24 protein-coding genes and 1 pseudogene are annotated in these 23,233 nt (G+C 72.3%); 8 read left to right on the top strand and 17 right to left on the bottom strand.

Annotated elements, in window-relative coordinates:
* Positions 1-151 precede the first annotated feature (151 nt).
* The gene (locus tag ACFXOM_RS09535; RefSeq protein ID WP_384933262.1) at positions 152-1,192 is read left to right on the top strand and encodes a helix-turn-helix domain-containing protein; all 1,041 of its coding nucleotides are present in this window, start codon (positions 152-154) and stop codon (positions 1,190-1,192) included.
* Positions 1,193-1,288: 96 nt separating this feature from the next.
* Here ACFXOM_RS09535 and ACFXOM_RS09530 read toward each other — a convergent pair whose 3' ends face one another.
* Positions 1,289-1,546 carry a DUF1905 domain-containing protein gene (locus tag ACFXOM_RS09530; protein WP_384933265.1) on the bottom strand — a complete coding sequence of 86 codons (258 nt, stop codon included), beginning with the start codon at positions 1,544-1,546 and terminating at the stop codon, positions 1,289-1,291.
* A 122-nt stretch (positions 1,547-1,668) separates the two neighbouring features.
* On the opposite strand from ACFXOM_RS09530, the gene ACFXOM_RS09525 reads away from it, so the two are divergent.
* Positions 1,669-2,046, top strand: coding sequence for a PPOX class F420-dependent oxidoreductase (locus ACFXOM_RS09525; protein WP_384946539.1), 378 nt, complete (start codon positions 1,669-1,671; stop codon positions 2,044-2,046).
* Between the two features lie 175 nt (positions 2,047-2,221).
* Here the strand turns inward: ACFXOM_RS09525 and ACFXOM_RS09520 are convergent, their stop codons facing one another.
* Positions 2,222-3,754, bottom strand: a complete 1,533-nt coding sequence (locus tag ACFXOM_RS09520; RefSeq protein WP_384946541.1) for a DNA-3-methyladenine glycosylase 2 family protein — start codon at positions 3,752-3,754, stop codon at positions 2,222-2,224.
* Positions 3,755-4,066: 312 nt separating this feature from the next.
* Entirely contained in the window at positions 4,067-5,167 is a 1,101-nt protein-coding gene (gene rsgA / locus ACFXOM_RS09515; protein ID WP_384933270.1) for a ribosome small subunit-dependent GTPase A, read from the bottom strand.
* A 409-nt stretch (positions 5,168-5,576) separates the two neighbouring features.
* Between rsgA and ACFXOM_RS09510 the strand changes: the two genes are divergently transcribed.
* Positions 5,577-6,332: a VOC family protein gene (locus ACFXOM_RS09510; RefSeq protein ID WP_385037555.1), complete on the top strand. Its 756-nt coding sequence runs from the start codon at positions 5,577-5,579 to the stop codon at positions 6,330-6,332.
* Positions 6,333-6,551: 219 nt separating this feature from the next.
* Here the strand turns inward: ACFXOM_RS09510 and ACFXOM_RS09505 are convergent, their stop codons facing one another.
* The 3 genes from ACFXOM_RS09505 to ACFXOM_RS09495 all read right to left on the bottom strand — a co-directional run bounded on the left by ACFXOM_RS09505 (position 6,552) and on the right by ACFXOM_RS09495 (position 9,005).
* Entirely contained in the window at positions 6,552-7,826 is a 1,275-nt protein-coding gene (locus tag ACFXOM_RS09505) for a DUF4241 domain-containing protein (RefSeq protein ID WP_384933273.1), read from the bottom strand.
* 165 nt (positions 7,827-7,991) lie between these two features.
* Positions 7,992-8,300, bottom strand: a complete 309-nt coding sequence (locus ACFXOM_RS09500) for a hypothetical protein (protein ID WP_384933275.1) — start codon at positions 8,298-8,300, stop codon at positions 7,992-7,994.
* A gap of 324 nt (positions 8,301-8,624) precedes the next feature.
* Positions 8,625-9,005 carry a DUF488 domain-containing protein gene (locus ACFXOM_RS09495; RefSeq protein ID WP_384933278.1) on the bottom strand — a complete coding sequence of 127 codons (381 nt, stop codon included), beginning with the start codon at positions 9,003-9,005 and terminating at the stop codon, positions 8,625-8,627.
* 112 nt (positions 9,006-9,117) lie between these two features.
* Here ACFXOM_RS09495 and ACFXOM_RS09490 point away from each other — a divergent pair, with 112 nt between their 5' ends.
* From ACFXOM_RS09490 to ACFXOM_RS09480, 3 genes are all read left to right on the top strand, one after another.
* Positions 9,118-10,128, top strand: a complete 1,011-nt coding sequence (locus ACFXOM_RS09490; protein ID WP_384946547.1) for an SPFH domain-containing protein — start codon at positions 9,118-9,120, stop codon at positions 10,126-10,128.
* The gene (locus ACFXOM_RS09485) at positions 10,125-11,039 is read left to right on the top strand and encodes a hypothetical protein (RefSeq protein WP_384946550.1); all 915 of its coding nucleotides are present in this window, start codon (positions 10,125-10,127) and stop codon (positions 11,037-11,039) included. The genes ACFXOM_RS09490 and ACFXOM_RS09485 overlap by 4 nt, the downstream gene beginning before the upstream one ends.
* Before the next feature lie 508 nt (positions 11,040-11,547).
* Positions 11,548-12,156, top strand: coding sequence for a TetR/AcrR family transcriptional regulator (locus ACFXOM_RS09480; protein ID WP_384933287.1), 609 nt, complete (start codon positions 11,548-11,550; stop codon positions 12,154-12,156).
* Here the strand turns inward: ACFXOM_RS09480 and ACFXOM_RS09475 are convergent.
* Entirely contained in the window at positions 12,153-12,374 is a 222-nt protein-coding gene (locus ACFXOM_RS09475; RefSeq protein ID WP_384946551.1) for an acyl-CoA carboxylase subunit epsilon, read from the bottom strand. The two genes, ACFXOM_RS09480 and ACFXOM_RS09475, sit on opposite strands and share 4 nt — an antisense overlap.
* Positions 12,375-13,116: 742 nt before the next feature.
* On the bottom strand, positions 13,117-13,257 hold the full coding sequence (locus tag ACFXOM_RS09470) for a hypothetical protein (RefSeq protein WP_385037552.1): 141 nt from the start codon (positions 13,255-13,257) through the stop codon (positions 13,117-13,119).
* Positions 13,258-13,689: 432 nt separating this feature from the next.
* On the opposite strand from ACFXOM_RS09470, the gene ACFXOM_RS09465 reads away from it, so the two are divergent.
* The gene (locus ACFXOM_RS09465; RefSeq protein ID WP_385037549.1) at positions 13,690-13,944 is read left to right on the top strand and encodes a hypothetical protein; all 255 of its coding nucleotides are present in this window, start codon (positions 13,690-13,692) and stop codon (positions 13,942-13,944) included.
* Between the two features lie 256 nt (positions 13,945-14,200).
* On the opposite strand, the gene ACFXOM_RS09460 is transcribed toward ACFXOM_RS09465, so the two are convergent.
* From ACFXOM_RS09460 to ACFXOM_RS09430, 7 genes and pseudogenes are all read right to left on the bottom strand, one after another.
* On the bottom strand, positions 14,201-14,398 hold the full coding sequence (locus tag ACFXOM_RS09460) for a hypothetical protein (protein ID WP_385037546.1): 198 nt from the start codon (positions 14,396-14,398) through the stop codon (positions 14,201-14,203).
* A gap of 142 nt (positions 14,399-14,540) precedes the next feature.
* A pseudogene (locus ACFXOM_RS09455) lies at positions 14,541-15,736 on the bottom strand (IS3 family transposase).
* A gap of 429 nt (positions 15,737-16,165) precedes the next feature.
* Positions 16,166-16,837 carry a sigma-70 family RNA polymerase sigma factor gene (locus tag ACFXOM_RS09450; protein ID WP_384933295.1) on the bottom strand — a complete coding sequence of 224 codons (672 nt, stop codon included), beginning with the start codon at positions 16,835-16,837 and terminating at the stop codon, positions 16,166-16,168.
* Positions 16,838-16,942: 105 nt separating this feature from the next.
* Entirely contained in the window at positions 16,943-17,740 is a 798-nt protein-coding gene (locus tag ACFXOM_RS09445) for a hypothetical protein (RefSeq protein ID WP_385037543.1), read from the bottom strand.
* Between the two features lie 438 nt (positions 17,741-18,178).
* The gene (locus ACFXOM_RS09440; protein ID WP_384933300.1) at positions 18,179-18,526 is read right to left on the bottom strand and encodes a VOC family protein; all 348 of its coding nucleotides are present in this window, start codon (positions 18,524-18,526) and stop codon (positions 18,179-18,181) included.
* A 119-nt stretch (positions 18,527-18,645) separates the two neighbouring features.
* A complete protein-coding gene (locus ACFXOM_RS09435; protein WP_384933636.1) occupies positions 18,646-19,755 on the bottom strand; it encodes a sensor histidine kinase in 1,110 nt (369 codons plus the stop codon).
* Between the two features lie 2 nt (positions 19,756-19,757).
* Positions 19,758-20,459 (bottom strand): response regulator transcription factor, encoded by a 702-nt coding sequence (locus ACFXOM_RS09430; RefSeq protein ID WP_384933303.1) that lies wholly within the window; start codon positions 20,457-20,459, stop codon positions 19,758-19,760.
* A gap of 355 nt (positions 20,460-20,814) precedes the next feature.
* Here ACFXOM_RS09430 and ACFXOM_RS09425 point away from each other — a divergent pair, with 355 nt between their 5' ends.
* Entirely contained in the window at positions 20,815-21,207 is a 393-nt protein-coding gene (locus tag ACFXOM_RS09425; protein ID WP_384933305.1) for a VOC family protein, read from the top strand.
* Here the strand turns inward: ACFXOM_RS09425 and ACFXOM_RS09420 are convergent.
* Entirely contained in the window at positions 21,147-21,881 is a 735-nt protein-coding gene (locus tag ACFXOM_RS09420) for a DUF6597 domain-containing transcriptional factor (RefSeq protein WP_384933308.1), read from the bottom strand. The genes ACFXOM_RS09425 and ACFXOM_RS09420 overlap by 61 nt on opposite strands.
* A 176-nt stretch (positions 21,882-22,057) precedes the next feature.
* Entirely contained in the window at positions 22,058-23,230 is a 1,173-nt protein-coding gene (locus ACFXOM_RS09415; protein WP_384933310.1) for a YihY/virulence factor BrkB family protein, read from the bottom strand.
* Between the last annotated feature and the right edge of the window lie 3 nt (positions 23,231-23,233).

Below are 23,233 nucleotides of genomic sequence, written 5' to 3'. Positions count from 1 at the left end.
AGCTGCGAAGGCGCCGTCTTGGCGCATCCGGCAGGGGTGCGGGGATGATGTGACCGGCGGGTTTACCTCGTGGCCGCCGTGCGCCACGATCGGTCCGCCGCATGCGGAATGGACTGGTCCGGGGAGGGACCGGTCCGGGGAGGGGGCAGGGGTGCTCGGAGTCATTGGTCTCGACGCGCGGCAGGAGTCCGCGTACCGCACGCTGGTGGCGCTCGGCGCCGCGGAAGTCACCGATCTGGCGCACCGTCTCGCGCTCCCGGAAACCGACACGGAGCGCACGCTGCGGAGGTTGGAGCGGAACGGCCTGGCGGCGCAGTCGTCGGCCGGGGCGGACCGGTGGGTGGCCGCTCCGCCGGGTGCCGCGCTGGGTGCGCTCCTCACCCAGCACCGCCACGAGCTGGAGCAGGCGGAGCTCGCCGCCGCGCTGCTCGCCGAGGAGTACCGGGCCGAGGCGGCGGAGACAGCCGTGCACGACCTGATCGAGGTGGTGACCGGGGCGAGCGCGGTGACTCGTCGCTTCCTCCAACTGCAGCTGAGCGCCACCGCCGAGGTCTGCGCGCTGGTCGCCGGGCGGGCCGTCGGGGTGCCGGACGCGGAGGGAGAAGGCGCGGGGCTGGGCGCACGGAACGGAGTCGTGCACCGGGTCGTCGTCGGGCGGGAGGTCCTCGCCCAGCCGTGCGGCATCACCGAACTGTCGGCGGCGCTGGGCCGCGAGGAGCAGGTCCGGGTGGTCGAGCGGGTGCCGACCAGACTCGTCGTGGCGGACCGGAGGACGGCGATGGTGCCGTTGTCGGTTCGGGGTTCGCAGCCCGCGGCGCTGGTCGTGCACGAGAGCGGGCTGCTGGAGTCGCTGGTGGGCCTGTTCGAGGCGGTGTGGCGGGAGGCGCTGCCGCTGCGGTTGGGGGCGGACGACACGCTCTCGGAGGAGGGCGCGCCAGGACCCGACGCGACCGACCTGGAGGTCCTGTCGCTGCTGCTGGCGGGGATGACGGACACGAGCGTGGCGAAGCAGTTGGACCTGGGGCTGCGGACCGTGCAGCGGCGAGTGAGGGGGCTGATGGAGTTGGCCGGGGTCACCACCCGGCTGCAGCTCGGGTGGCGCGCCTACGAGAAGGGCTGGGTGGCGCGCGGCGCGGGCGACCGACCGGTGCACGGGGGCGACGCGCTGCCGGGCGGGGACGGGGAACGCTGAGGCGTCCGGGGAACCGAGTCGGGTGGGGCGCGCCGGCACCTCTCCGTGGTCGCCGCCGACCGCGGAGAGGTGCCGGACCGCGTGCGCGCCCGGCGCTCAGGGAGCCGGCCGTTCCACCAAACGGATGGTCACGGCTTGCCCCGCCTCCTTGGCTGTCGCCCTCCGCAGGTCGGCCTTCACCGGGAGCATGCGCGTGCCGTCGCCCAGCGCCATGGACGAGCTCCGGAACGGATGTCCGTCGATCCTGCCCCGGACCTCGACCAGGCCGCGGGGGCCGAAGAACTCCACCGATCGGCGCCGGACGACGTATGTCCAGCCACCTCTTGAGGATTGCCGTGAAGTGCGCCATGTCATGCAGGGAGGACGCCCGGGGCAGGCGGAACTCCTCGCTAGGTCCCGCGTTCTAGGTCCCTGAACCGACCCGGCCGGGACCCCGGTCCGATGCGGGGCGGCGGATGGGGCGTGATGCTGTCCTCATGACCACATTCAGCGAGGCCGAGCGCGCCTACCTCGGGACCCAACGTCTCGGACGGCTGGCGACCGTCGACCCCGGGGGCCAGCCCCAGGCCAATCCCGTCGGATTCTTCCCCCAGGAGGACGGGACGATCCTGATCGGCGGGCTCGCCATGGGAGCCACCAAGAAGTGGCGCAACTTGCAGGCGAACCCGAAGGTCGCGCTGGTCGTGGACGACGTCGTCAGCGTAAGGCCCTGGCGGGTGCGCGGGGTCGACGTCCGAGGGGAGGCCGAGCTGCTGACCGGACCGCACGGACTCGGGCCCCAGTTCAGCGACGAGGTCATCCGGATTCACCCGAAGAAGATCATCAGTTGGGGCCTGGAGCAGGTGTCCGCCTAGGACGCGGCGTCGCGGCACGCATCGCGAAGCGACCGGATGGGAGCTACGGGGCGCCCCGTTCCGCCGTCCCCGAACCCGTCCGGACACACTGACCACTGGTCACACACACGCGTGTGACCACGACGGCTCGCGGGCCGCTGAAGCCGGGCACGCGGTCGGTTCCCGATCGCGTCCGTTACGCATCCTCCGGCTCCTCTCCGGGCGGTCCGCCCTGCTCCCGGCGTCCGCGTGTCCGGACGGGAGCGCCTCCGACCCGTGCGACGGCGCCCCGGCGTGCGCCGACGAGGGCCGCACGTCGCTCGGTGTGTTGCACCGGGCCCGTGCGTGCCGGCTGGTCGGGGCGTGCGGGCGGGTTCCCGTGCCCCGGCGACTCCAGGTACCGGACCGCGTACGAGCGCCAGGGCCGCCAGGACTCGGCGCCCTGCCCGCCTCCGGGAGCCACGTCGGGGTCCCCCAGCGCCCGCATGCGGATGAGGGCGGCGGTCACGGGCGGCACCCCGGGCACGGCCAACAGGGCAGCCTGCGTCTCGTCTCGGTCGGCACCCGGGTCCAGCCGTACGCGTCCCTCGACGATCGCGGCCGCCAGCGGACCCGCGACCGGGTGCCCCGTCAGCACCGCCGGCTCGGGGAAGAGGTGGGTGAGTCCACCGCAGGGTCGCTCCAGCACGGTGCCGTGGGTCTCCACGAGTCGTGCGGCCCCGTCGGGACCGACCACGGCCCGCAGCGCGAACTCCTCGGGTTCCGCGGTCCCCGGCGAGCGGAGTCCCGGCCTGCCGGCGACGAGCTCGGCGAGTTCGGGGTGGGTCGAAAATCGCTCCGCGATCGCGAACGGGTCGGCGTCGAGGTCGAACAGGCGTCGCAGCCGCTGTACGGCGGTGGTGAGGTCGCGCAGGTCGACCAGGTGGATCCGGGCCTCCAGCCAACCGCCCGGCGAGCGCTCGTCCACGGCGGCGATCCCCGTTCCGTGGGGCAGCCTGAGGGTGCGCCGGTACGTGCGCGCACCGGGCGCCCCGATGACTTCCTCGACCCGGTCGACCGCTTCCCGGGCGAGGAGGTCGAAGACCTCGCGTGCGGCGTAGGGGCCCCGGTGGGCCAGCCGCAGCGGGATGCCCGCCGCACTCACGGCGCCCCTCGCCGGCGCCGATTGCCTGGCGCGCGACTCCGCACGGAGCTGGGTCGGGGTACGGGCGTAGATCTGCCGGATCGTGTCGTTGAACTGGCGCACGCTCGCGAACCCGGAGGCGAACGCGATCTGCGTGATCGGGAGGGTGGTGGTCTGCAGCAGCACCCGCGCGGTGTGCGACCGCTGGGCCCGCGCGAGCGCGACGGGCCCCGCACCGAGCTCCGCGGTGAGCTGCCGCTGCACCTGCCGGGTGCTGTAGCCGAGCCGTCCTGCGAGTCCGGGGACGCCCTCGCGGTCGACCACCCCGTCGCCGATCATCCGCACGGCGCGCCCGACGACGTCGGCGCGGACGTTCCATGCGGCCGACCCGGGAACGGCGTCGGGGCGGCAGCGACGGCAGGCGCGGAACCCGTGCCCCTGGGCCGCGGCGGCAGTCGGGAAGAACCGGACGTTCTTGCGTTTGGGTGTGACGGCCGGGCAGCTGGGGCGGCAGTAGATGCCGGTCGTCTCGACAGCGAAGAAGAACTCCCCGTCGAACCGTGCGTCACGGCTGCTCACGGCCTCGTACCTGCTGTCTTCGTCCATCACACCCTCCAGTGTCCGGGATGCCCGACCGAAGGACCGGCGGATTTCGGACACGGCGTACCGGCACCGGTCCGCTCAACGACGGCGCGACGACGGGGACCGGGCAGCAACCCCGGGAGACGCCGAGCCCTGGCCGACCCGGCACTACGGAGCCCGGACGGAACGGAGGAGCCCGGACGGAACGGAAGGTTCGGAGCGCGGAGGGATCGGAGCGGGGACCGGCCGGGGACGGCCCGGCGTCCGCTCCGGCAGCTCCGGTCCCTGCTCCCAGGAGCAGGGACCGGAGCACGCCGCTGCTGCCGGACGGCGCGCTCAGCGCACGCGTCCCCGCTTCGCCTCCATGGCCGCCCGGCCCTGCGCGTGCTTCATCTTCCAGTCCCGGCGGATCTCCGCACGGAGCCTCGCGTCGGTCTTGGCGACGATCCACTGGTTCTCGCGCAGCAGCTTCCGGTAGCTGCCCAGCCGGCGCTCGGGCAGACTGCCGTCCTCGACGGCGGCGAGTACGGCGCATCCGGGCTCCGACTCGTGCGCGCAGTCGTGGAAGCGGCAGTCGCCCGCCAGTTCCTCGATCTCCGCGAATGCCTGGCCCACACCGGTGCCCGCGTCCCAGAGCGCGACCCCGCGCAGGCCGGGCGTGTCGATCAGGACGCCGCCGCCGGGGAGGACGAGGAGGTTGCGGGTGGTCGTGGTGTGCCGTCCCTTGCCGTCGACGTCTCGGGTTGCCTGCACGTCCATGACCTCCTGGCCGATCAGAGCATTGGCCAGGGTGGACTTGCCCGCACCGGAGACGCCCAGCAGCACGCTCGTACCGCTGGAGACGACGGCTGCGAGCACGTCCATACCCTCACCGGTCAGCGAGCTCACCGGCAGCACCTGAACGCCCGGCGCGACGGTTTCCACGTCCTGGACGAGGTGGGACATCACGACCGGGTCGGGCACCAGGTCGACCTTGGTGAGGACGACGAGCGGCTGGGCGCCGCTCTCCCAGGCCACGGCCAGGAACCGCTCGATCCGTCCCAGGTCGGGCTCGACGGCGAGGGACACCGCGACGAGCACGTGGTCGACGTTCGCGGCCAGGATCTGGCCCTCCGACCGCTGCGAGGACGTGGACCGCACGATGGCCGTGCGGCGCGGAAGACAGGTCCGCACGTAGCGGGGGTTGCCGTCCGCGTCCACGGCGGCCCAGTCCCCGGTGCAGATCACCCGCAGCGGATCGTGCGGGGTGACGAAGGCGGTGTCGGCGCGGACGGTCCCTTCCGGGGTGACGACATCACACTGCCCCCGGTCGACCCGCACCACCCGTCCGGGCAGCAGGCCCTGGTCGGCGAAGGGGGCGAACGCGGCGGCGATTCCTTCGTCCCAGCCGTACGCGGCGAGCGGGTGCGACGGGGACGCGAGCGAGGAGTAGGACAAGGGGAAACCCTTCGTAGGGTGGCCCCGGCACGCACGCACAGGTGCGGGAAAAAGGGAGAGAGGTCAGCCGGAGACCACGGGGGTGGGGTGAATGAACTCCTGGTTGCGGGCAAAGCCCGTCGCGGCAACAGCCATCGTCCACACCTCCCGATGCATGCTCAGCTGATCGGGCGACTCCGGTCGCCCTGGGAACACGACCACCTTAGCCCGGCGGCCGGCACCGCACCAGCGCATTTCCGGCGCTCCTGAACAGGGGTGACGCGGCGTCGGTGCCTGCGGTGGCGACCACCCCGGTTCTGATGAAGGGTGTGAGCGAGTGGCTTCCCGCCCCGGGACGACGTGAATGAGGTGAGCGGCCTTGGCGGCCACAGTGCGCGGGGTCCAAGGCACGCCCTGCTGGGTGAGCCTGATGGCACGGGACATCCAGGCCGCCCAGGACTTCTACGGTGCGGTGTTCGGGTGGGAGTTCAGACCCGGCGGCCTCGAGCAAGGGTCGTACGTGGTCGCCTACGCCGGCGGAGCCCCGGTAGCGGGTCTGGTGGAGTCCGACCGCACGATGGGGGTGCGGCTGCCGGTCGCCTGGACGGCGTACTTCGCGGCGGACAGCGCCGACGAGGCGGCCTCGCGCGTGCGGGAGCGGGGCGGCACGGTCGCGGTCGGCCCGCTCTCCTTCGACAACGGGCGGATGGCCTGGGCCGCCGACCCCTTCGATGCGACGTTCTGCATCTGGGAGGGGCCGGTCGAGACCGGCTGGCAGGCGGGGCTCGGCTCCGGCGCCGTGGCGTGGTTGGAGTTGCACACCAGGGACCCGTTCGCGTCCGCGTTGTTCTACGGCGGGGTGTTCGCCTGGGACTCCCCGTCGGCTGACGTCATCGACGTGCACTACGAGCACGACCGGGTGATGCTGCGCGCGTGGGGGCGCACGGTGGCCGGGATGTACGGCGGCCTGAAGCCGTCACCCGATCCGGCGATCCGGCCGAAGTGGCACGTCCACTTCTGCCGCGACGACGTGGACGACGCGGTGGCGCGGGTGGGTGCGGCAGGCGGCAGCGTCGTCACGGCACCGCACGACACACCGCTGGGGCGGGTGGCGACCCTGCGCGACCCGGAAGGCGGGCTGTTCCACCTCTCCGCCGGTGAGAGCTCGGCACCGGACACGTCCTGAGCCACGTGCTCCGCCGGGCGGCACCAGGGGAGGCGGCTCGGCCGGGGCACGACACGGACCGGGCACGGACGGGCACGGGGTGCGGCCGCGATCGGCAGCGGAACGCACCGCACCGGGCGGTGACCGCCGACCGCGCCAGGACGCACGCCGCCACCCCGTGCGGCACGCCGCGGGGCGGAACACGCGCTCCGACGCGGCGCCCGCTCGCCTCTTCGTCCTTCAGGGCCGGCGGCGGAGCAGCTCCGAGCGGTGCAGCACGAGCATGTCGGCCACGAAACACGCGACCTCGCCGTCGGCGTCACGGCCGATCCAGACCGGGTAGGAGCCGCCCCCCGTGCCGCTGGGGAAGGCGACGAGGTTCGCACCGGTCAGCGGGTCCACCAGCTCCGCCACACCGTCCGGGTCCAGTTCCCCGGCGTACTCCCCCGGAGCCGTCATCTGTTGGTCGTACTGGTCACCGAGCCGCTTCACGGCTGACGCGTCCACGAAACAGCCCGCGCCGCTGTCGACGCCGAACCCGAAGTACTCGCCGTTGCGCAGCAGTCGCGGGTCGTTCCCCTGCTGGAGCGCTGGCTCCCAGGAAACCGCGGGACGCCCGCTGATCACCAGCCGGGCCGCGACGGTTTCGGCCCGGTGCAGTCCGGCACCGCGGGACCCGGAGGCGTAAGCCGCCCGGGCTATCTCCACCGGATAGCTGCCCGGGGCGACGGTCACGGTGTACCCATCGCCCCGCTCCAGCCAGCCCCAGCCCGGGTCGCAGGCCAGGACGCGCCCGGTGGGCAGTCTCAACGGGCCTGCCTCGCGCACCTGTTGGACCACCCACGAGCCCGTTTGGCGGTCGCTCGCCGAGGAGAAGGCACTCCCGACGGTGAACATCTCGTTCACATGGCGCGGCCGCATGCCCGTGGGCGGCTTCCAACCCGGCCCCGGCGCCCCGCGGGCGTCCGAGCTCGCCACGGGCGCGTCCCGCAGGACGACGTCGAGCGCCTCTCCGCCACCCAGCGCACCGAACAGTGCCGTCCACTCACCGAAGTCCGGGGCCGGTACCCACTTGACCCCGTCCGGGACGTCGGCGTCCGTCCACGTGGACGGACCGCGGTTGCCCCGGGGCCGCACCGTCCTGCGGCCGGTCCCGTCGGGTCCGAGGTCGACGGAGCTGCGGCCCGCGTCGTCGGCGAACTCGGCCATGCCCGGCGACTCGTAGCACCACTGGGTCATGTGGCAGAGGAACAGGCGTCCCGGCTCCAGCCGCCTCAGGTCGACCTCGCGCCAGCGCCGTCCGTACTCGTCGTACGCCCAGATCCCGAGGTAGTGCTGCTCCCAGCAGACGTTCAACACGGCACTGGGCTGGGGACGCCCAGGAGCCTGCAGCACGACCGAGTACTGGGCACCCTGGGCGTCCCTCGCAGCGGCCTGCGAGCGGCTCAGGGGGCCCACGACCCTCTGCTCCGCCGCGTTCCAGGTCTCGCCGTAACTCACTTCCACGACCGCCACACCGGTTCTCCTCTCCGACAGCACGGCGGCATCACCCGCTACGCAGTACAGCGTGCGAAGGGCCGAAGGCATCACGGGGGCCGGCGCACCAGCGTGCAACGGGGGCGTGCAACCACCCCCCGGACACCTGATCCACATCGCCTGTCGGTGGCAGGTACCGGTACGTCACCCGCCGGGGCGGCGCCGGGACAACGGACGGCGCAGTCGCGCCACGGGACGCCGCCCGTGCACCTCGTTGCGGGCGGCTCGACGACCGCGCAGGGCACTTCGGCCGCACCTGCACAGCTCGGCCGGCGACACACGGGCGCGCTCCCCGGCACTGGTGATCAGGGCGTTGACGGGCGTCAGCGGGTCCGCGGCCGTTGCCTTGGCCATCAGTACGCCGACCGCGAGAGGGAGCAGCGCGGCGGCCAGCGCGACGCCGGAGTCGGTGAACTGCCTTGCGCGGGGGCGCCGTGGTGCGTCAATGGTCATGTCCCCATTCCAGCGGGGCGGTACTCGCCCGGCATGGGCCGGGGTACTCATGTCGTCGTACCCGCGTACTCAGGCACTCGGCAGGCGCCCAGGTATCCGGTGGAACGCCGGTACCGACGCCCGGTGGTTGCCACGGGCATGTGGTTCGGCATCGGTTCGGGCGCACGGTGCTGCGACGCCCGTCGCCCCTGCGGTCCGCCGCCCGGTCCTGCAGGGGCCCGCGTGGGCTGCGCGCCGGCTCCGTCCCCCCGGTGGCGCCCGGTCGCCGGCCGCTCGGGGCGGGTCACCCGTGGCGGCTCGACCCGGGACGGTCGCCGTGGACGGTCACTCGACACCGCCGGACGGTCCGTCGGCCCCCTCGAGGAGGTCCGCGAGGGTCTGGACGTGACTGCCTCCGACGCTCTTCACCGAGGTGACGAGGGTGATGCGGCCGCGGCGCGCGAGCTCGACCAGCCGCTCCAGGGCGGCCGCCGCCGGACCGGATGAGAGCTCGTGCCGATAGCGGGCGGCGAACTCCTCGTACCGGGACGCGTCCTTGTGGTACCAGGTCCGCAACTCATTGCTCGGAGCAACGTCCTTGAGCCACTCGTCGACGGCGGCCCGCTCCTTGGACACCCCTCTGGGCCAGAGCCTGTCGACGAGGACGCGGACGCCCTCGTCCGGGTCCGGTGCCTCATAGACCCTGCGCACGGTGATGGCGGCCATGCCGCAACTCTGGTGCGGCCCCCGCCGTACCGCAACCGGGACGCCATCTCGTCTTCTTGACGATAACCAGGAACCGCAATATCGTCGGACTGACGAAAAAAGGGGTTGCCTCATGGCCGACATCACCAGGCGCTTCGGATGGCGCCACCTCCGCTCCACTCCCACCGCACACGTCCGCCACCACAGCCGCGGGAGGCTCCTCCACGACGGACCGGGCCTCAGCTTCTGGTTCCGCGCACTGACTGCCGCGCTCTCCGAAGTACCGGTTGATGACCGGGAGTTGGCCATGACCTTCCACGCACGGACCTCCGACTTCCAGGACGTGTCGGTGCAGTCCACGGTGACCTACCGGATCGGCGATCCGGGCATCGCCGCCGAGCGGCTCGACTTCTCCGTCGACCCGGACACCGGAGCCTGGCGGGGCGCGCCGCTGGAGCAGATCTCCACCCTCCTCACCGAAACCGCGCAGCAGCACGCACTGGACGTCCTGGCCCGAACACCGCTGGCGGCAGCCCTGGTGGACGGCGTCGCCGCGGCGCGGGAACGGATCTCCGAGGGCTTGCGCGCGGAGCCGCGCCTCGCCGCCACCGGCATCGAGGTCGTCGCCGTACGCGTCATCGCCCTCCGCCCCGAGCCCGAGGTGGAGAGGGCCTTGCGCACGCCGGCACGGGAACAGATCCAGCAGGAGGCAGACCGCGCGACGTACGAGCGGCGGGCCGTCGCCGTGGAACGGGAGCGGGCCATCGCCGAGAACGAACTCGCCAGCAAGATCGAACTGGCCCGCAGGGAAGAGCAATTGGTCGACCAGCGGGGCACGAACGCCCGTCGGGAAGCCGAGGAGGACGCCACGGCCGACGCCGTACGCGCGGAGGCGGAGGCCGCTCGCGCGGTACGGCTCGCACAGGCCGAGGCCACGGCCGCACGCGAGGTCGGCGAGGCGCGGGCCGCAGCGCAGTCCGCCTGGCTGCGCGTGCATTCCGAGACCTCCCCGGCCACCCTGCACGCGCTCGCCGCGACCCGCCTGGCCGAGAACCTGCCGCGCGTGGACAGCATCACGCTCTCGCCCGACGTCCTCACCGGTCTGCTCAGCCGGCTCGGGGATTCCGGCACGCAGGGTCGATGAGCCTCGCGCCCCGCGCGGTGCTGGTGCACCGCACCACCGAGTACGAGGAGTTGCTCGCCCGGCATGGCACCCACGGCCAGGCCGAGTTCTTCCTGTCGTCGCGGGGGCGGTGCATCGAGGAGGTGGCGGAGCGGCACCACCGCACTCGTCAGGCGCTCGCGCAGGTCGCGGCCGCGGTGCCGCTGAGTTGGCGGCACACCCGGGTGGAGCGGGCGGACCTCGACCGGTTCCTCTTCGCACCCGAGGACGTGGTGGTCGTAGTGGGCCAGGACGGGCTCGTGGCCAACACCGCGAAGTACCTGTGCGGGCAACCGGTCGTGGGGATCGACACCGACCCCGGGCGGAATCCGGGCGTCCTCGTGCGACACGCGGCCCGGAACGCGGACGGGCTGCTCCGCGCCGCCGTCACCGCCGACCCGACGGTCGAGGAGCTCACCATGGTGGAGGCGGTAGCCGACGACACCCAGCGACTGGTGGCGCTCAACGAGATCTACCTGGGGCGACCCGGTCACCAGACGTCCCGCTACCGGCTGTGCCCCGACGAGGAACCGGGCCCCGGCGGACCGCGCGGCGGCGAAGCGCAGGCCTCGTCCGGTGTACTCGTCGGTACGGGGACCGGGGCGACGGGCTGGCTGCGCTCGCTGTGGCGCGAACGCGGCTGCCGGGAGCCGCTTCCTGCGCCGGACGAAGCCCGACTGCTCTGGTACGTACGGGAGGCGTGGCCGTCGCCGGCGACCGGCACGTCGCTGGTGGACGGCGTTCTGACGGGAAGTGAGCGACTGCGGGTCACCGTCGAATCCGACCGGCTGGTCGCGTTCGGCGACGGAATGGAGTCCGACGCACTGGAACTGACGTGGGGTCAGACCGTGCGGCTGGGGGTGTGCGGCACGTCCCTGCGGCTGCTCTGTTGATGCCCGACACCCGCCCCGGAGCCACCCGCCGGGAAGTCCGCAGGGGATGCGCCGTGCAGCACCGCTCACGCCCGGGCCCCCGGGGGGCGACGCACCTCGGCACGTAGGATCGGCCGGCCCGGCTCCCTGCTCCGCGGGCCGTCCGTTTCGGGGCGGCCCGCCGGGAACCGCAGGGGCCGGCGCCTGCCGCCCGCCCACGGCCCGGGACCGCCGGGCGCTCTCCGAAACGCGCACGGCAGACCGGCCGGCCCTGCGCGTTCGGAACTCTGGAGATTCCCCCGTGGGCACACGTCGTTGCTCCGGAGACGCCCCGTGGGCACGCGCAGGGCACCGGTGCAGGAAGTCTCCGTGCGGCGCGGTGACCGGAACACGGGCTCATCGTCCGATCCCCGTCCCGGAGCCCGACGCCACCGCGCCGTCCACCACCGCATCGTGCCCGCCCTCTGCCCACCTAGTATTCCTAGGACAATTCCTAGGGGTAGCAGCAGGTGGGAACGGGAGGTGCCGATTGGCGCGCGCAGGACTGACCGCGGCGAGAGTGACCCAGGAGGCCGCGGAGATGGCGGACGAGACGGGGTTCGACAAACTGACGGTGTCCGGCCTCGCACGGCGCTTCGGCGTCAAGGACGCGAGCCTCTACTCGCACGTGAGGAGCTTGAGGGACCTGCGGGTGAGGATCGCCCTGCTGGCGGCCGACGAGCTGACCGACCGGATCGCGACCGCCGTGGCCGGACGGGCGGGCAGGGACGCCCTCACGGGGTTCGCCAACGCCTACCGGGACTACGCCCTGGCCCACCCCGGCCGTTACGCGGCCACCCAGATGCCGTTCGACCCCGAGGAGGTCGCCGACTCCCCCGGCTTCCGCCGCAGCGTCGAACTGACCTACGGCATGCTGCGTGCCTACGGACTGACGGAGCCGGACCTGACGGACGCCGGTCGACTGCTGCGCGCCGCCTTCCACGGATACGTACACCTGGAGCTCAACGGAGGTTTCGGTCACTCCCGCGAGGTCCGCGAGTCATGGTCGCGTTCGCTCGACGCACTCCACTCGCTCCTGGAGAACTGGCCGCCCCGGCCCGGAGGGGACGTCGGACGGAGGGAGGGCGGGGACGCCTAGCGAACGCCGGGGTCGAACACCGTGATCCTCCGGTCCCGCACCTGCCAGGATCCGCAGGGCCGGAAACCTCCTCCCCACGCCCGGTCCCAGTGCGCCCTGCGGGAACGCGGTTCGACGGCCTCCGCGGAAGGAGCCTCGCGATGGGAGGCGACCATGGTGAGCACCGTCATGAGGGCGGCGAGCTCGGTATGGTCGGGTGTCCCGCGGAGTATCTTCATGTCGCAGTCCACGACGGCTCACCCGCTCCCCGGTTGGGTCGCCGTCTCAGGCCCTGACGTCATCGAGATCATCTCCCGGATGGTGGTTCGGCCCGCCGGGCGGAACCACCTGCAGTCGACTGGCACGCCCCCGCCGGAACTCCATCCCTTCCCGATCGCACGGCGATCGGCCCGGACACGCCCATGGACCACCCGTTCGGCGCACACGGGACCGCGGACCGCGACCCGGCGCGGTCCGCGGTCGTCTCGGTCGCGGCCCGGGACTCCCGACCGGGACCCGGGATGGGTGTCGAGGACCACCCTGAGGAGCAGGTCCCCGCCAGGGGCACCTCGGCGACCGCCAAGTCGACGTCGCCCCGGGCTGCTACGCCCTCCGGTCGTCGACCGCCGGCGAGCCGGGCGGCTCGCGGCACCCGAAGGCGGACGCGCCCTGGGCCTTCACGAGCGGGCCGATGGCTTGTGGCTTGCCGCCGGCACCGGCTCCCGCCGCGGGACGGGCATCGCTCGATGACCACCGCGCAGGACCGCCCGGGTGGGCACGGCGCACACACGCCCGGCGGGAGCGGCGCCGACAGGTCCGCCGAGGAGCCGCGCACCTCCGTGACGGATCCACCCCCAACGTGGTGCGGCAGCGGCCCCAAGCCCGTCGCGTGCGGCCCGCCTGGCCCCGGGCCAAGGCGAGTTGCGGCAACGGCGCGGCGGACCGAAACCGGCCGTCCGGACCGATGCCGCGGCGAACCTTTCACCGGAAGGAGCCCGAGCCCGCGTGGAGTGCTCCCACCAGGGAGAACAACTCCGCCTCGTTCCCCGCGAATCCCGCCTCTGCCAGGGCCCGGTCGGCCTCGGCCATGGGAGAGGGAGGGGCGTTGGCCTGCTCGGCCACGACGACCGATCCGCCCTCGGCCCTGTGCTCGTGAAGCTACGGCAGACCGAGCATCACGCAGGGCCGCCAGCGATGTACTTCGAGCAGATCCAACCCTTCTGCCCTTGGGCTCCGGACTTCACCACGCCATACGTCCAGTGCAGCCCGCATATTAAGATCGTCTCCACGGGGAACGTTGGAAGCTTCCAACGGGAAAAAGCACGTGCGTGCAGCGAACACCGCCGGGCGGGCCCAAGGGACTGCCCGGCGTTCGTTAGTCGCACGGACAGAGAGAACGGGTGAATCGTGCGAATAGCAGCTCGAATGGTGGTCGCGGGCGTTGCTGCGACAGCTCTCATGGGGACGTCCGCGACGGTCGCTGAAGCTCAGGCATCCCGCGCCACGGCCAATGGCGTGTGGCGTTGTGAGGGTGAGAAGGTGCTGCGGTGCATCATGCGCGTCAGCGCGAACAAGGTGCAGCTGAACTTCACCAATAAGACGTACGGGACGATCCACTCGGAGTTCCGTCTGAACTGCGCGGGACCGAGGGGTCAGAAGGTCTACGACTTGAAGAAGGGCCTCAAGCCGCGCGGCGGGTACCTCTCCAGTGTGATCACCTGCCCCAAGGGGCTTCAGGACTCGGCCATAGGGATCCAGAGGACGCCGTCCGGCTCCGACGCCTGGTATACCCCCAGGATCGCCATCTGATCCGCTCTGGTCAGTGAGGGAGCGGATCGGCCGCCTCCTTCGAGGTCGAAGTGATACGGCACCGGCAGGAGCCGCGGACCGGACCCGGCCCACCTGGGCCTTGTACTCGTGAAGCTACGGCCGGGGGACATGTCCCCCGGCCGTAGCTTCACGAGTACAAGGCCTTTGTGGCGCTCGGCCGCAGGTCAAGTGGCCTGTGGGTGGGGAGATCCAGAGAGCAGGTCTGGGGTCACCCCCGAGCAGCGGGTGGCCGAATTCAGGGAGCGCCATCATGGTCGGGGTAGACGTAGACGGAGTGTGGTCCGTTGTCCCGGTAGACCAACTCGCCCCGCTCTGCCGCAGCTTTCAACGCGTCTCGAACGGCCTGCCTACTGCGGCCTACGAGGTCGGCGATGGCGGAGGGTTTCATGCCCATTGCTCCGGCGGACTCGATCGCGGCGATGGCGTCCGCCATCCATGCCGGGCCCGCGTCCTTGTCGCCGCGGAGGGCGGAGAGGTTCAGCCCCGGCGCGGGCGGCTGCTCCGTGTCGTCGTGGGTTGTCGGGTTCGGGGGTGGTGGCGAACTGGGGGCCTTGACCCGGACTCCTGGACACGGGCTATGCGGCTTGGGCCAGGGTAGTTGATGTTGTGTCGAGTGCTGTCTCGTAGGCGATGGGACTGCGTTGTCCGAGGCGGGAGTGGCGGCGTCGGGTGTTGTAGCGGTTGAGCCAGCGGAACGCGTCGAGGCGGGCCTCGCGTTCGCTGGGCCAGGTTTTGCGGCCCTGAAGCGTCTCGCGTTTGAACGTCGCGTTGAAGGACTCCGCGAGCGCGTTGTCCGCGCTGGAGCCGATCGCGCTCATGGACTGGCGGACGCCGGCCTTGCGGCAGGCGTCGGCGAAGGCCCGGCTGGTGTACTGGGCCCCGTGGTCGGTGTGCAGGACCGCTCCGGCGAGGCTGCCGCGGGTCCGTTCAGCGGCAGCCAGGGCGTCGATGACGAGATCGGTGCGCATGTGGTCCGCGATCGCCCAGCCGGCCAGGCGCCGTGAGACGAGGTCGAGGACGGTGGCCAGATACAAAAACTTCCCGCTGTCCAGCGGGAGATAGGTGATGTCGCCGACGTATTTCGTGTTCGGCTCGCTTGCTGTGAAGTCACGGCCGACGAGGTCCGGGGCCTTCGCCGAGGCCGGGTCCGCAACGGTGGTGCGGTGTCTGCGACGCAGCCGCACGCCTGCCAGGCCGATGCTGCGCATCACCCGCGCGACCCGCTTGTGGTCGATTCGCTCGCCCGCCTCGCGGAGTTCGGCGGTGATCCTGAGGACGCCGTAGGTGCCGTCCGACTCGCGGTGCACGGCCCGTATCCGGGCGGCGAGACGGGCGTCGGCCGCCTGCCGGCCGGCCCGGTCCGCGGCCGTCCCACGCCAGTAGTAGAAGCTGGAGCGGGCGATGCCCAGGATGATTCACAGCCGCTTCACGCCGTAGCGGCGCTGGTGGTCTGCAACGAACTGGAAGCGGTTCACCAGCGCGTCTCCCCAGCGAAATACTTCGCCGCCTTGCGCAGGATCTCGCGTTCCTCCTCCAGCTCACGGACCTTCTTGCGCAGAGCGGCGTTCTCCGCCTCCAACGGTGTCGGCGGCTCGGTCGGCACCTCCGCCCGGCGCCCGCGGGGCCGGCTCGCTCCGGCTGCCCGCACCCAGTTCCGCAAGGTCTCGGGGTTGATTCCAAGATCGGCGGCGACCTGCCGGATCGTCGCCTCGGACTGGTACAGCGCGACTGCGTCCGCCTTGAACTGCGGCGGATAGTTCTTCATGACCACGAGATGTCCGTTCTCAGATCCTCAGGATCCAGTGTCTCGTGTGTCCAGGATCAAGGGTCAAGGCCCGATCGCTGCTACACCACTCGGCGGGACACCATCGGGAGAGGCCGGGACGAGCGGTGGCGGACCCGCGGAGGATGGCCCTGCGAGTGCCGCACGGACCGCACCGAGAAGCCGCATGTACGCCTGGACGGCGGCTCGTTCGCGGGACGTCATCACGGTGCTGGCGCTCATCGGGGCGGCTTCCTCTCGACTGCGGACGACGGTGCACCGGCCACCCTGCCCCATGCCACTGACAACAGCCGGACCGGAACACGCTCCGACGCCCTTCGGGAAGGCTCGGGAAGGGTCTTCCCGAAGGGGCCGCGACACGCCGGGGAAGCTACCGGGAAGGATCCCGGAGCCGACCCCTCGGGGTGTGCGGGGCGGTCACGCCGCCGCGGTCAGCACCTCCACCACCCGTGTCCCGGGCGGCTCTTCGGCGCGGCGCGCCACCGGCGGCTGCTCGGCGTCGTGCAACAGCTCCACGAGCGCCGCGCGCGCCCGGGCCACCCGTGAGCGCACCGTGCCGACGGGGCAGCGGCACAACGCCGCCGCTTCCGCGTACGGCAGCCCGAGGAGCTGCGTCAGGACGAACGCGTCGCGCCGTTCGCCGGGCAGCACCTCCAGCAGTTCGGCCAGCGCCACGCCCTCCTCGAAGCCGGGGAGCCCGTGGGGTTGTGTCCGTTCCACGGCCGTCTGCCAGTCGGTGGTGTCCGCTCGACGGGGGCGGGCGGCAGCATGGCGGAGGCTGTCGACGACGGTCCGGCGCGCAATGGTCAGCAGCCACGTGCGGGCCGACGAACGACCCTCGAAACGGTGCAGGCTCCCCAGCGCGCGCAGGAACGTGTCCTGGGTCAGGTCGTCGGCCGACTGGGGATCGGCGCTCAGGTACGCCACGTAGCGCCAAACGTCGCGGTGCAGCGCGCGCACGAAGCGCTCCACCGCCTCGGGGTCTCCGCCTCGGGCGTCCAGGGCCCATGCGGTGACGGTCTCCTCGGCCGTCTCGGCTGTCCGGGAGCGCGGTTTGGTCCCGGGTGGGCAGGGCAGGGCAGACGTCATCGCCTCGTGTCCCTCTCGGTGTTGCGGGATTCCGGTACGCCACGCCGGGCGGACCGGTGCTCATGTCGAACGGCCACGCCTGGGGCGGGGCCGGGAAGCCGGCTGTCAGACGACAGCAGGAGCGACAGGAGGCCCTCGGGAGGTGATGACGGAGACGAGGAGGAGCAGACGGGGCGCACGTTCGTCCGCTTCCCGGTGGCGGTCCCGGTCGGGGCCGACCGGGAGCACGGGCGGGCGGAGGAGCAGCGTCAAGGATGCGGCGATGCGTCCCGGAAGCTCACGGAGCGCGTGGAAGGCGCTCCGCGCCCGGGCGGTGGTGCGCAGGCGCCCGACGGCGCGCTCCCCGTGCGCGAGCCACAGACCGGAGAGCAGCGCGGCGAGGACGTGCAGGGCGAGCATGCCGGCCGGGGACATGCCCGCCATGTGGTGGCCGGCCGAAGACATGTCGTGCGCGGGGCCCGACATGTCGTGGACGGCCATGTGGTGAGCGCCCATGTCACGCATGCCCATGGCGGGGGTCCCCGTGGTGTGGGCCCCCGTGAGGTGGACGTCGACCGTGGCGGGAGCCGGCACTTCCACGGCGCCGCACGTCACGTACTGGGTCCACTGCAGTAGGCGGGACGGACCGCCGACCGCGGCCGGGCCGGAGACGACCTGGCCGAGCGAGTACCAGGCGTGCAGGACGGCCTGGGCCGCAACGGCCGACGACGTGACCGCGAACAGCCCGCGCTCGCGCCGGGCGAGCGCCCACGCTCCCCCGGCTGTGAGGACGAAAGCCGCCGCCACGGCACGCACGGGAACGGCGACACCGGACATGGCGGCGTGGCCCAGGGCGGTGAGCAGCACGCACACGGCCGCGAACACCGCGGCCCGGAGCGCTTGCACACCTCGCCCTGTCGTCATGGCGGCCTCATCCTCGCATCCACGAAGCGGATTTCACCCAGCGGTTACGTAAACGACCCGGTATGCCGCTCAAGCGACCCGTATGGCACACCGCACAACGATTCTCGGGAACCCATGCACCGTTCCGCCCGACTCACGAGGGGGTTTCGTCGGTTCCACACCGGAGCCGAGGGCACAGCACCCGAACGGCCGAACACCTGCGGCCGCACGGAACGTCGGCGACCGTTCCGGGAAGCACAGGTCCCGGGCGCGAGCCCTTCGGCTGCGGGCCGGATCCGTCGCAGCCCGGTCCGCGTGCCGCACTCCTGCCGATCGCCCCGTCCCGCCCGGGCCCTCGTCAGGCCGGCGCCCGGGACGAACCGTCGCCACGTCCGTCCCCCCGGCGGCCACGGCTGCACGCCGACCACCGCGGTGCCTCGCGGCGCCGTCACCGCCCGGTCAGCGATGGCCGAGGATATTGACCACCCGGCCGCCGGGATCCCTGACGAAGAAGCGGCGCACCCCCCATGTCTCGTCCTGCAGCGGGTGCACGATCTCCGCGCCACTGTCACGCATCGCCGCGTACGCCTCGTCCACATCGTCCACCTCGATGCTGATGTCGGGCGTGACGGGCGCCGTCGCGTCGTGAGTCATCACGCTGATCTGGGCGGCCGACCGGGAAGGGGCCGCCAGGGTCACGATCCACCCGTGGTTCATCACCTCCTCGAATCCCAGCAGACCGTAGAACTCCCGGCACTCCTCCACGGACTCCGACCGGAGGTTGGGCACTACCCGGCGCACTGCCATCGACGGCTCCCTGCGGTTTCGCGTGCGTGCTGATGTCCCGTCATGATGACCACGGAGCGGTGACCTCCGCAGGCGAACCGGTGGCGTGCGGCCGGATCGCGGGGAGCGGGATGCCGACATCAGGGAGCGGCGGGAAGCGTCACCTCGAAACGACAACCGCCCGTCACGTTGTGCACAGCGGCCCGTCCGGAGTGCGCCTCGACGATGCCCCGGACGATCGCCAGGCCCAGACCCGCGCCCGCAGGAGGCGTGCGGGCCTGGCTGCCGCGCCACCCCGTGTCGAAGACCCGTGGCAGGTCCTCTTCCGGGATCCCGCCGCACCCGTCGGTCACGGACAGCACGACCGAGTCCTCCCGGCGCTCCGCGGCTATCGCGACCGTTCCGTCGGCCGGCGTCCGCCGGATAGCGTTGACCAGCAGATTCGCCAGGACCCGGGTCATCTCCTTGCCGTCCACCTCCACCGGCACCGGCTCGACCCCGTCCCCCACGAGCCGCACGCCGTGCTCCCGGGCGAGCGGGTCGGCTCCCGCGAGGGCCTCGCCGACCAGGTCGTACAGCGACATCCGGGTCGGGGTGAGGGCGAGAGCCCCGGCGTGGATGCGGGAGAGTTCGAAGAGGTCACCGACCATGCCGTTGAGCCGGTCCACCTCCGTGCGGATCTGCGCGAAGTACCGCTGGGGGTCCTGGACGACGCCGTCTTCCAGCGCTTCCGACATGGCGCGCAGTCCGGCGAGCGGGGTGCGCAGGTCGTGGGAGATCCACGCGACCAGTTCCCGGCGCGAACTCTCCAGCGCGCGCTCCCGCTCCCGGGACTGGGCGAGCCTGGCGCTGGTGGCCGCCAGCTCCTGGCTCAGCTGGTCGAGCTCCGCCGTGGCCACCCCGCCCGGTGCGGCGAAACTGCCCTCCTCGCCGAACGTCCGTGCCGCGAGGGCCAGTTCCCTGCTCCTGGCGACGACCCAACGGCCGAGCAGCAGCGCGGTGGCGAGCGAGACCACGGCGGCCATCGCGACCACGGTGGTGACGACACTGAGGTCGTGGGGGGACAGGAACATCGCCTGCGCGACGGCGAGCGTCCCGGCCAACATGGCCGTGACCGTCACTGCGGCGACGACGGTCAGGGACACGATGACCGACCGGTGCCGCAGCAACCTCAGGGCGAGCGCCCCGAGGAGGCCCGCCACGGCCGCCCCGAAGAAGGCGAACAGGGCGATGAGGACGAAGTCGTTCATGGTCACGCCCCTTCCTCTGGCGCGTCGAAGCGGTAGCCGACGCCCCACACCGTCTGGATCAGACGGGGTTTGGCCGGATCGTCCTCGATCTTGCCGCGCAGCCGCCGGACGTGGACCGTCACGGTCGACACGTCGCCGAATTCCCAGCCCCACACATCGTGCATGAGCTGCTCGCGCCCGATCGCACGTCCCCGGTGCCGCATCAGGTGCACCAGGAGGTCGAACTCGCGGAGAGTGAGGGCCAGTTCGTTGCCGCCCTTGGTGACGCGGCGGGCCGTCGGATCCACGGTGATCCCGGCGCAGCTGAGCTCCGGTACGGCGGAGTGCCCGTCCGCCACCGCCGAGCGGCTGCGCCGCAGCACGGATTCGACGCGCAGCACCAGCTCACGGGGGCTGAACGGCTTGGTGACGTAGTCGTCCGCGCCGATCTCGAGCCCCAGGATCCGGTCGTCCTCGTCCCCGCGCGCCGTCAGCATGATCACCGGAACCGGCCCGTGCCCGCGCAGCCGCCGGCAGACCTCGAGCCCGTCCATGCCGGGCAGCATCAGGTCGAGGACGACCAGGTCGGGCCACTGGTGCCCGGCGGCCCGAAGGGCCTGGAGCCCGTCGGCTGCCCGGTGGACCGCGAAGCCCGCCCGCTCCAGATAGCCGGTGACCACTTCGGCGACGGTCGGGTCGTCATCGACGACCAGGATGTTCTGCATGGGTCCAGTGTCGTCCGCGCCGGTTCGCGGGGGCACGCCGGGCACCTTACGAACCCGTGACGTGACCGCCGGCACGCCCGCGTGGCGGCGGGCCGTCGAGACGCTGGGGAGCTCGCACTGGCTGCCGTGGTGCGGAGGGAGCCGGAGACGGACGGACGGCAGGGCCGTGGTGGGCGGCGGGCCGGGTGTGCAGGGAGGGCCCCGGAACGCGCCACGGCCCCCGGTCCGCGTTCCGCCGCCGTCCGACACCAGGACGGGCGTCTCACCGCAGTGCGGCGCCCTCCGCCGGGGACGACGGAGCCGTGCGTCCGATTCCTACAAGACCGTCTGCCGTCCCGTCGCCTACGGTCGGGGCATGACTCCACGACTCGACGCCATCGGCCTGGTGGTCGCCGACATGGCCGCCTCACTCGCCTTCTACCGTCGCCTCGGCCTGGACCTGCCTGCCGCGGCCGACTCGGCCCCGCACGTCGAAGCGACGCTGCCCGGTGGGCTGCGGGTGCTCTGGGACACGGAGGAGACGATCAGGTCCTTCGACCCGGAGTGGACCCGGCCCGAGGGCGGTGACCGGGTGGGCCTCGCGTTCCGCTGCGACGGTCCGGGCGCGGTGGACGCCCTGTACGACGATCTCGTCGCGGCGGGCTACCGAGGCCACCTCGAGCCCTGGGACGCCGTTTGGGGCCAGCGCTACGCGGTGGTCCTCGACCCCGACGGCTGCGGGGTCTCGCTCTTCGCCAACGCGGCGTAGCGGCCGACGGTGAGTCCCGTCAGCTCCCGCATCTCGCGGGCGAGGTGCGCCTGGTCGGCGCAACCGGCCGCCAGTGCGGCCCCGGCCTGCGGCACGCCCGCCCGCACCAGCGCGAGCGCCCGCTGCAGCCGGAGGATCCTGGCCAGGGTCTTCGGACCGTACCCGAAGGCGTCCAGGGACCTCCGGTGGAGCCGGCGGGCTCCGAACCCGACGGCGTCTGCGGTTTCCGCGACGCTCCTCCCGGCGTCCAGGGCCCGGACGACGGCCTCCAGCACCGGATCGGCCGGCGGCCGGCGCGCCGCGAGCGCCAGCGCCACGGCTTCCAGTCCCGCAGCCGGGTCCACCGCGTCACCGACCCGCTCCGCGAGCCCCCTCACCTGCTTCCCGGGCCAGAGGTCCGCGAGGTCCACCCGGCGGTCACGGAGTTCGTGGGCGGGGACGCCGAGGAGGGCCGGCGCGGCGCCCGGGGCGAAACGCACCCCTGCGTAGGACGCGGTGCCGACACCGCCGGGCAGGTGTGCATGGGTGTCGGGGCCGGCGACCAATAGCCGTCCCGCGGTCCACATGAGGTCCATGCACCCGTCTGGGAGCACGGGCAGCACCGGGCCGGGGCCGAACGGCCCGTTGGTCCAGACGACGGCCCCTGCGACGAGGGAGGCCCGCTCGGCGTACATGGATCGAGGCTAGAACGTTCCCGCTTCCCGCAGCCACCGGCGGAGGCTCCCGGCGGCGTACCGTCACCGATCAGCACCGCGCCGTCACCCCGCACCGGCCGCCGCCCCCCACGAACGCCCTGCGCCGGCCCGCCGCTCCATCACTCCCCCCGGTGCCGTCGGGACCCCGGTGCCCGCTAGGACTGGCCCTTCTCCCGGTGCTGGGGCTGGCCTTTGTCCCGGTGGTCCCAGGTGCCCTGGAACCGTGACCTCACGTCATCCGGCGGCAGGAACTTCGACCAGCGCTCGGGGAACTCCGAGGGCATGTCCCCGCCGTCCTCGTCCTCATCGGCATCCTCGGCGTCCTCGGCATCCTCGCTCTCGCCTTCCGCAGCCCTTGCGCGGGCCACCAGTTCGGCGGCGTGGGCGGCCCGGACCCGCTGGTTGGCGGCACGGGCCGCGGCCGTGGCGACGGAGGGCCACACCCGGTCGATCGCGGCGTTGACCGCGGCGCCGACGAGGACCGCGAAGGCGGAGATGCCGATCCACAGGAGTACGGCGATGGGGGCGGCGAGCGAGCCGTAGATGGTGGGGCCCTCGACGGTGCTGGTGAGGTAGATCCGCAGCAGGAAACTGCCGAGCACCCACATGGCCAGGGCGACGAGCGCACCGGGGATGTCCTCGGCCCACGGCGAACGCACGGGCACGGAGACGTGGTACAGCGTCGTGAGGAAGGCGACGGACAGCAGGATCACCACAGGCCAGTACAGGACGCTGACGACTTCCGTGCCGAAGGGCACGAATTCGACGACCCGGTCCGGGCCCACCACCGCGAGCGGCAGCACCACGGCCCCGATCAGCAGCGCCACGATGTAGAGCAGGAACGCGAGCAGCCGGGTGGCGACGATGCCGCGCTGGCCGTCGAGTCCGTACATGACGGTGATCGTGTCGACGAAGACGTTCACGGCCCGCGATCCCGACCACAGGGCGATGGCGAAGCCGATGGAGATCACATCGGGCCGGCCGGCCCGGGTGACGTCCTCCAGCAGGGGTCTGGCGATCTGGTTGACGCCCCGGTCGGAGAGCACGGTGCCGGCCGCGTGCAGGATGTTCTGCTGGATGGAGGCGACGGTGGTGGTGTCGGTCCAGTCATCGACGTACCCGAGGAGCCCGAGCATGCCCAGCATCAGCGGCGGCAGGGACAACAGGGTGAAGAACGCCGCCTCGGCCGCGAGACCGAGGATCCGGTACTCGATGCAGGAATTGACGGTGTCCTTCAGGAGCAGCCAGACCAGCTTCCGCTTGGAGACGTTGCGGTAGAGCACTCTGACCCGGTGGAGTCGGCCTCTGGGCCGGTCGGGTGTTTCCATTGC

This window comes from Streptomyces sp. NPDC059169 (assembly GCF_042755225.1).
Lineage (GTDB): Bacteria > Actinomycetota > Actinomycetes > Streptomycetales > Streptomycetaceae > Streptomyces.
The sequence above is the reverse complement of the archived record's forward strand: the minus strand, read 5'-3'. Positions and strand labels throughout refer to the sequence as shown.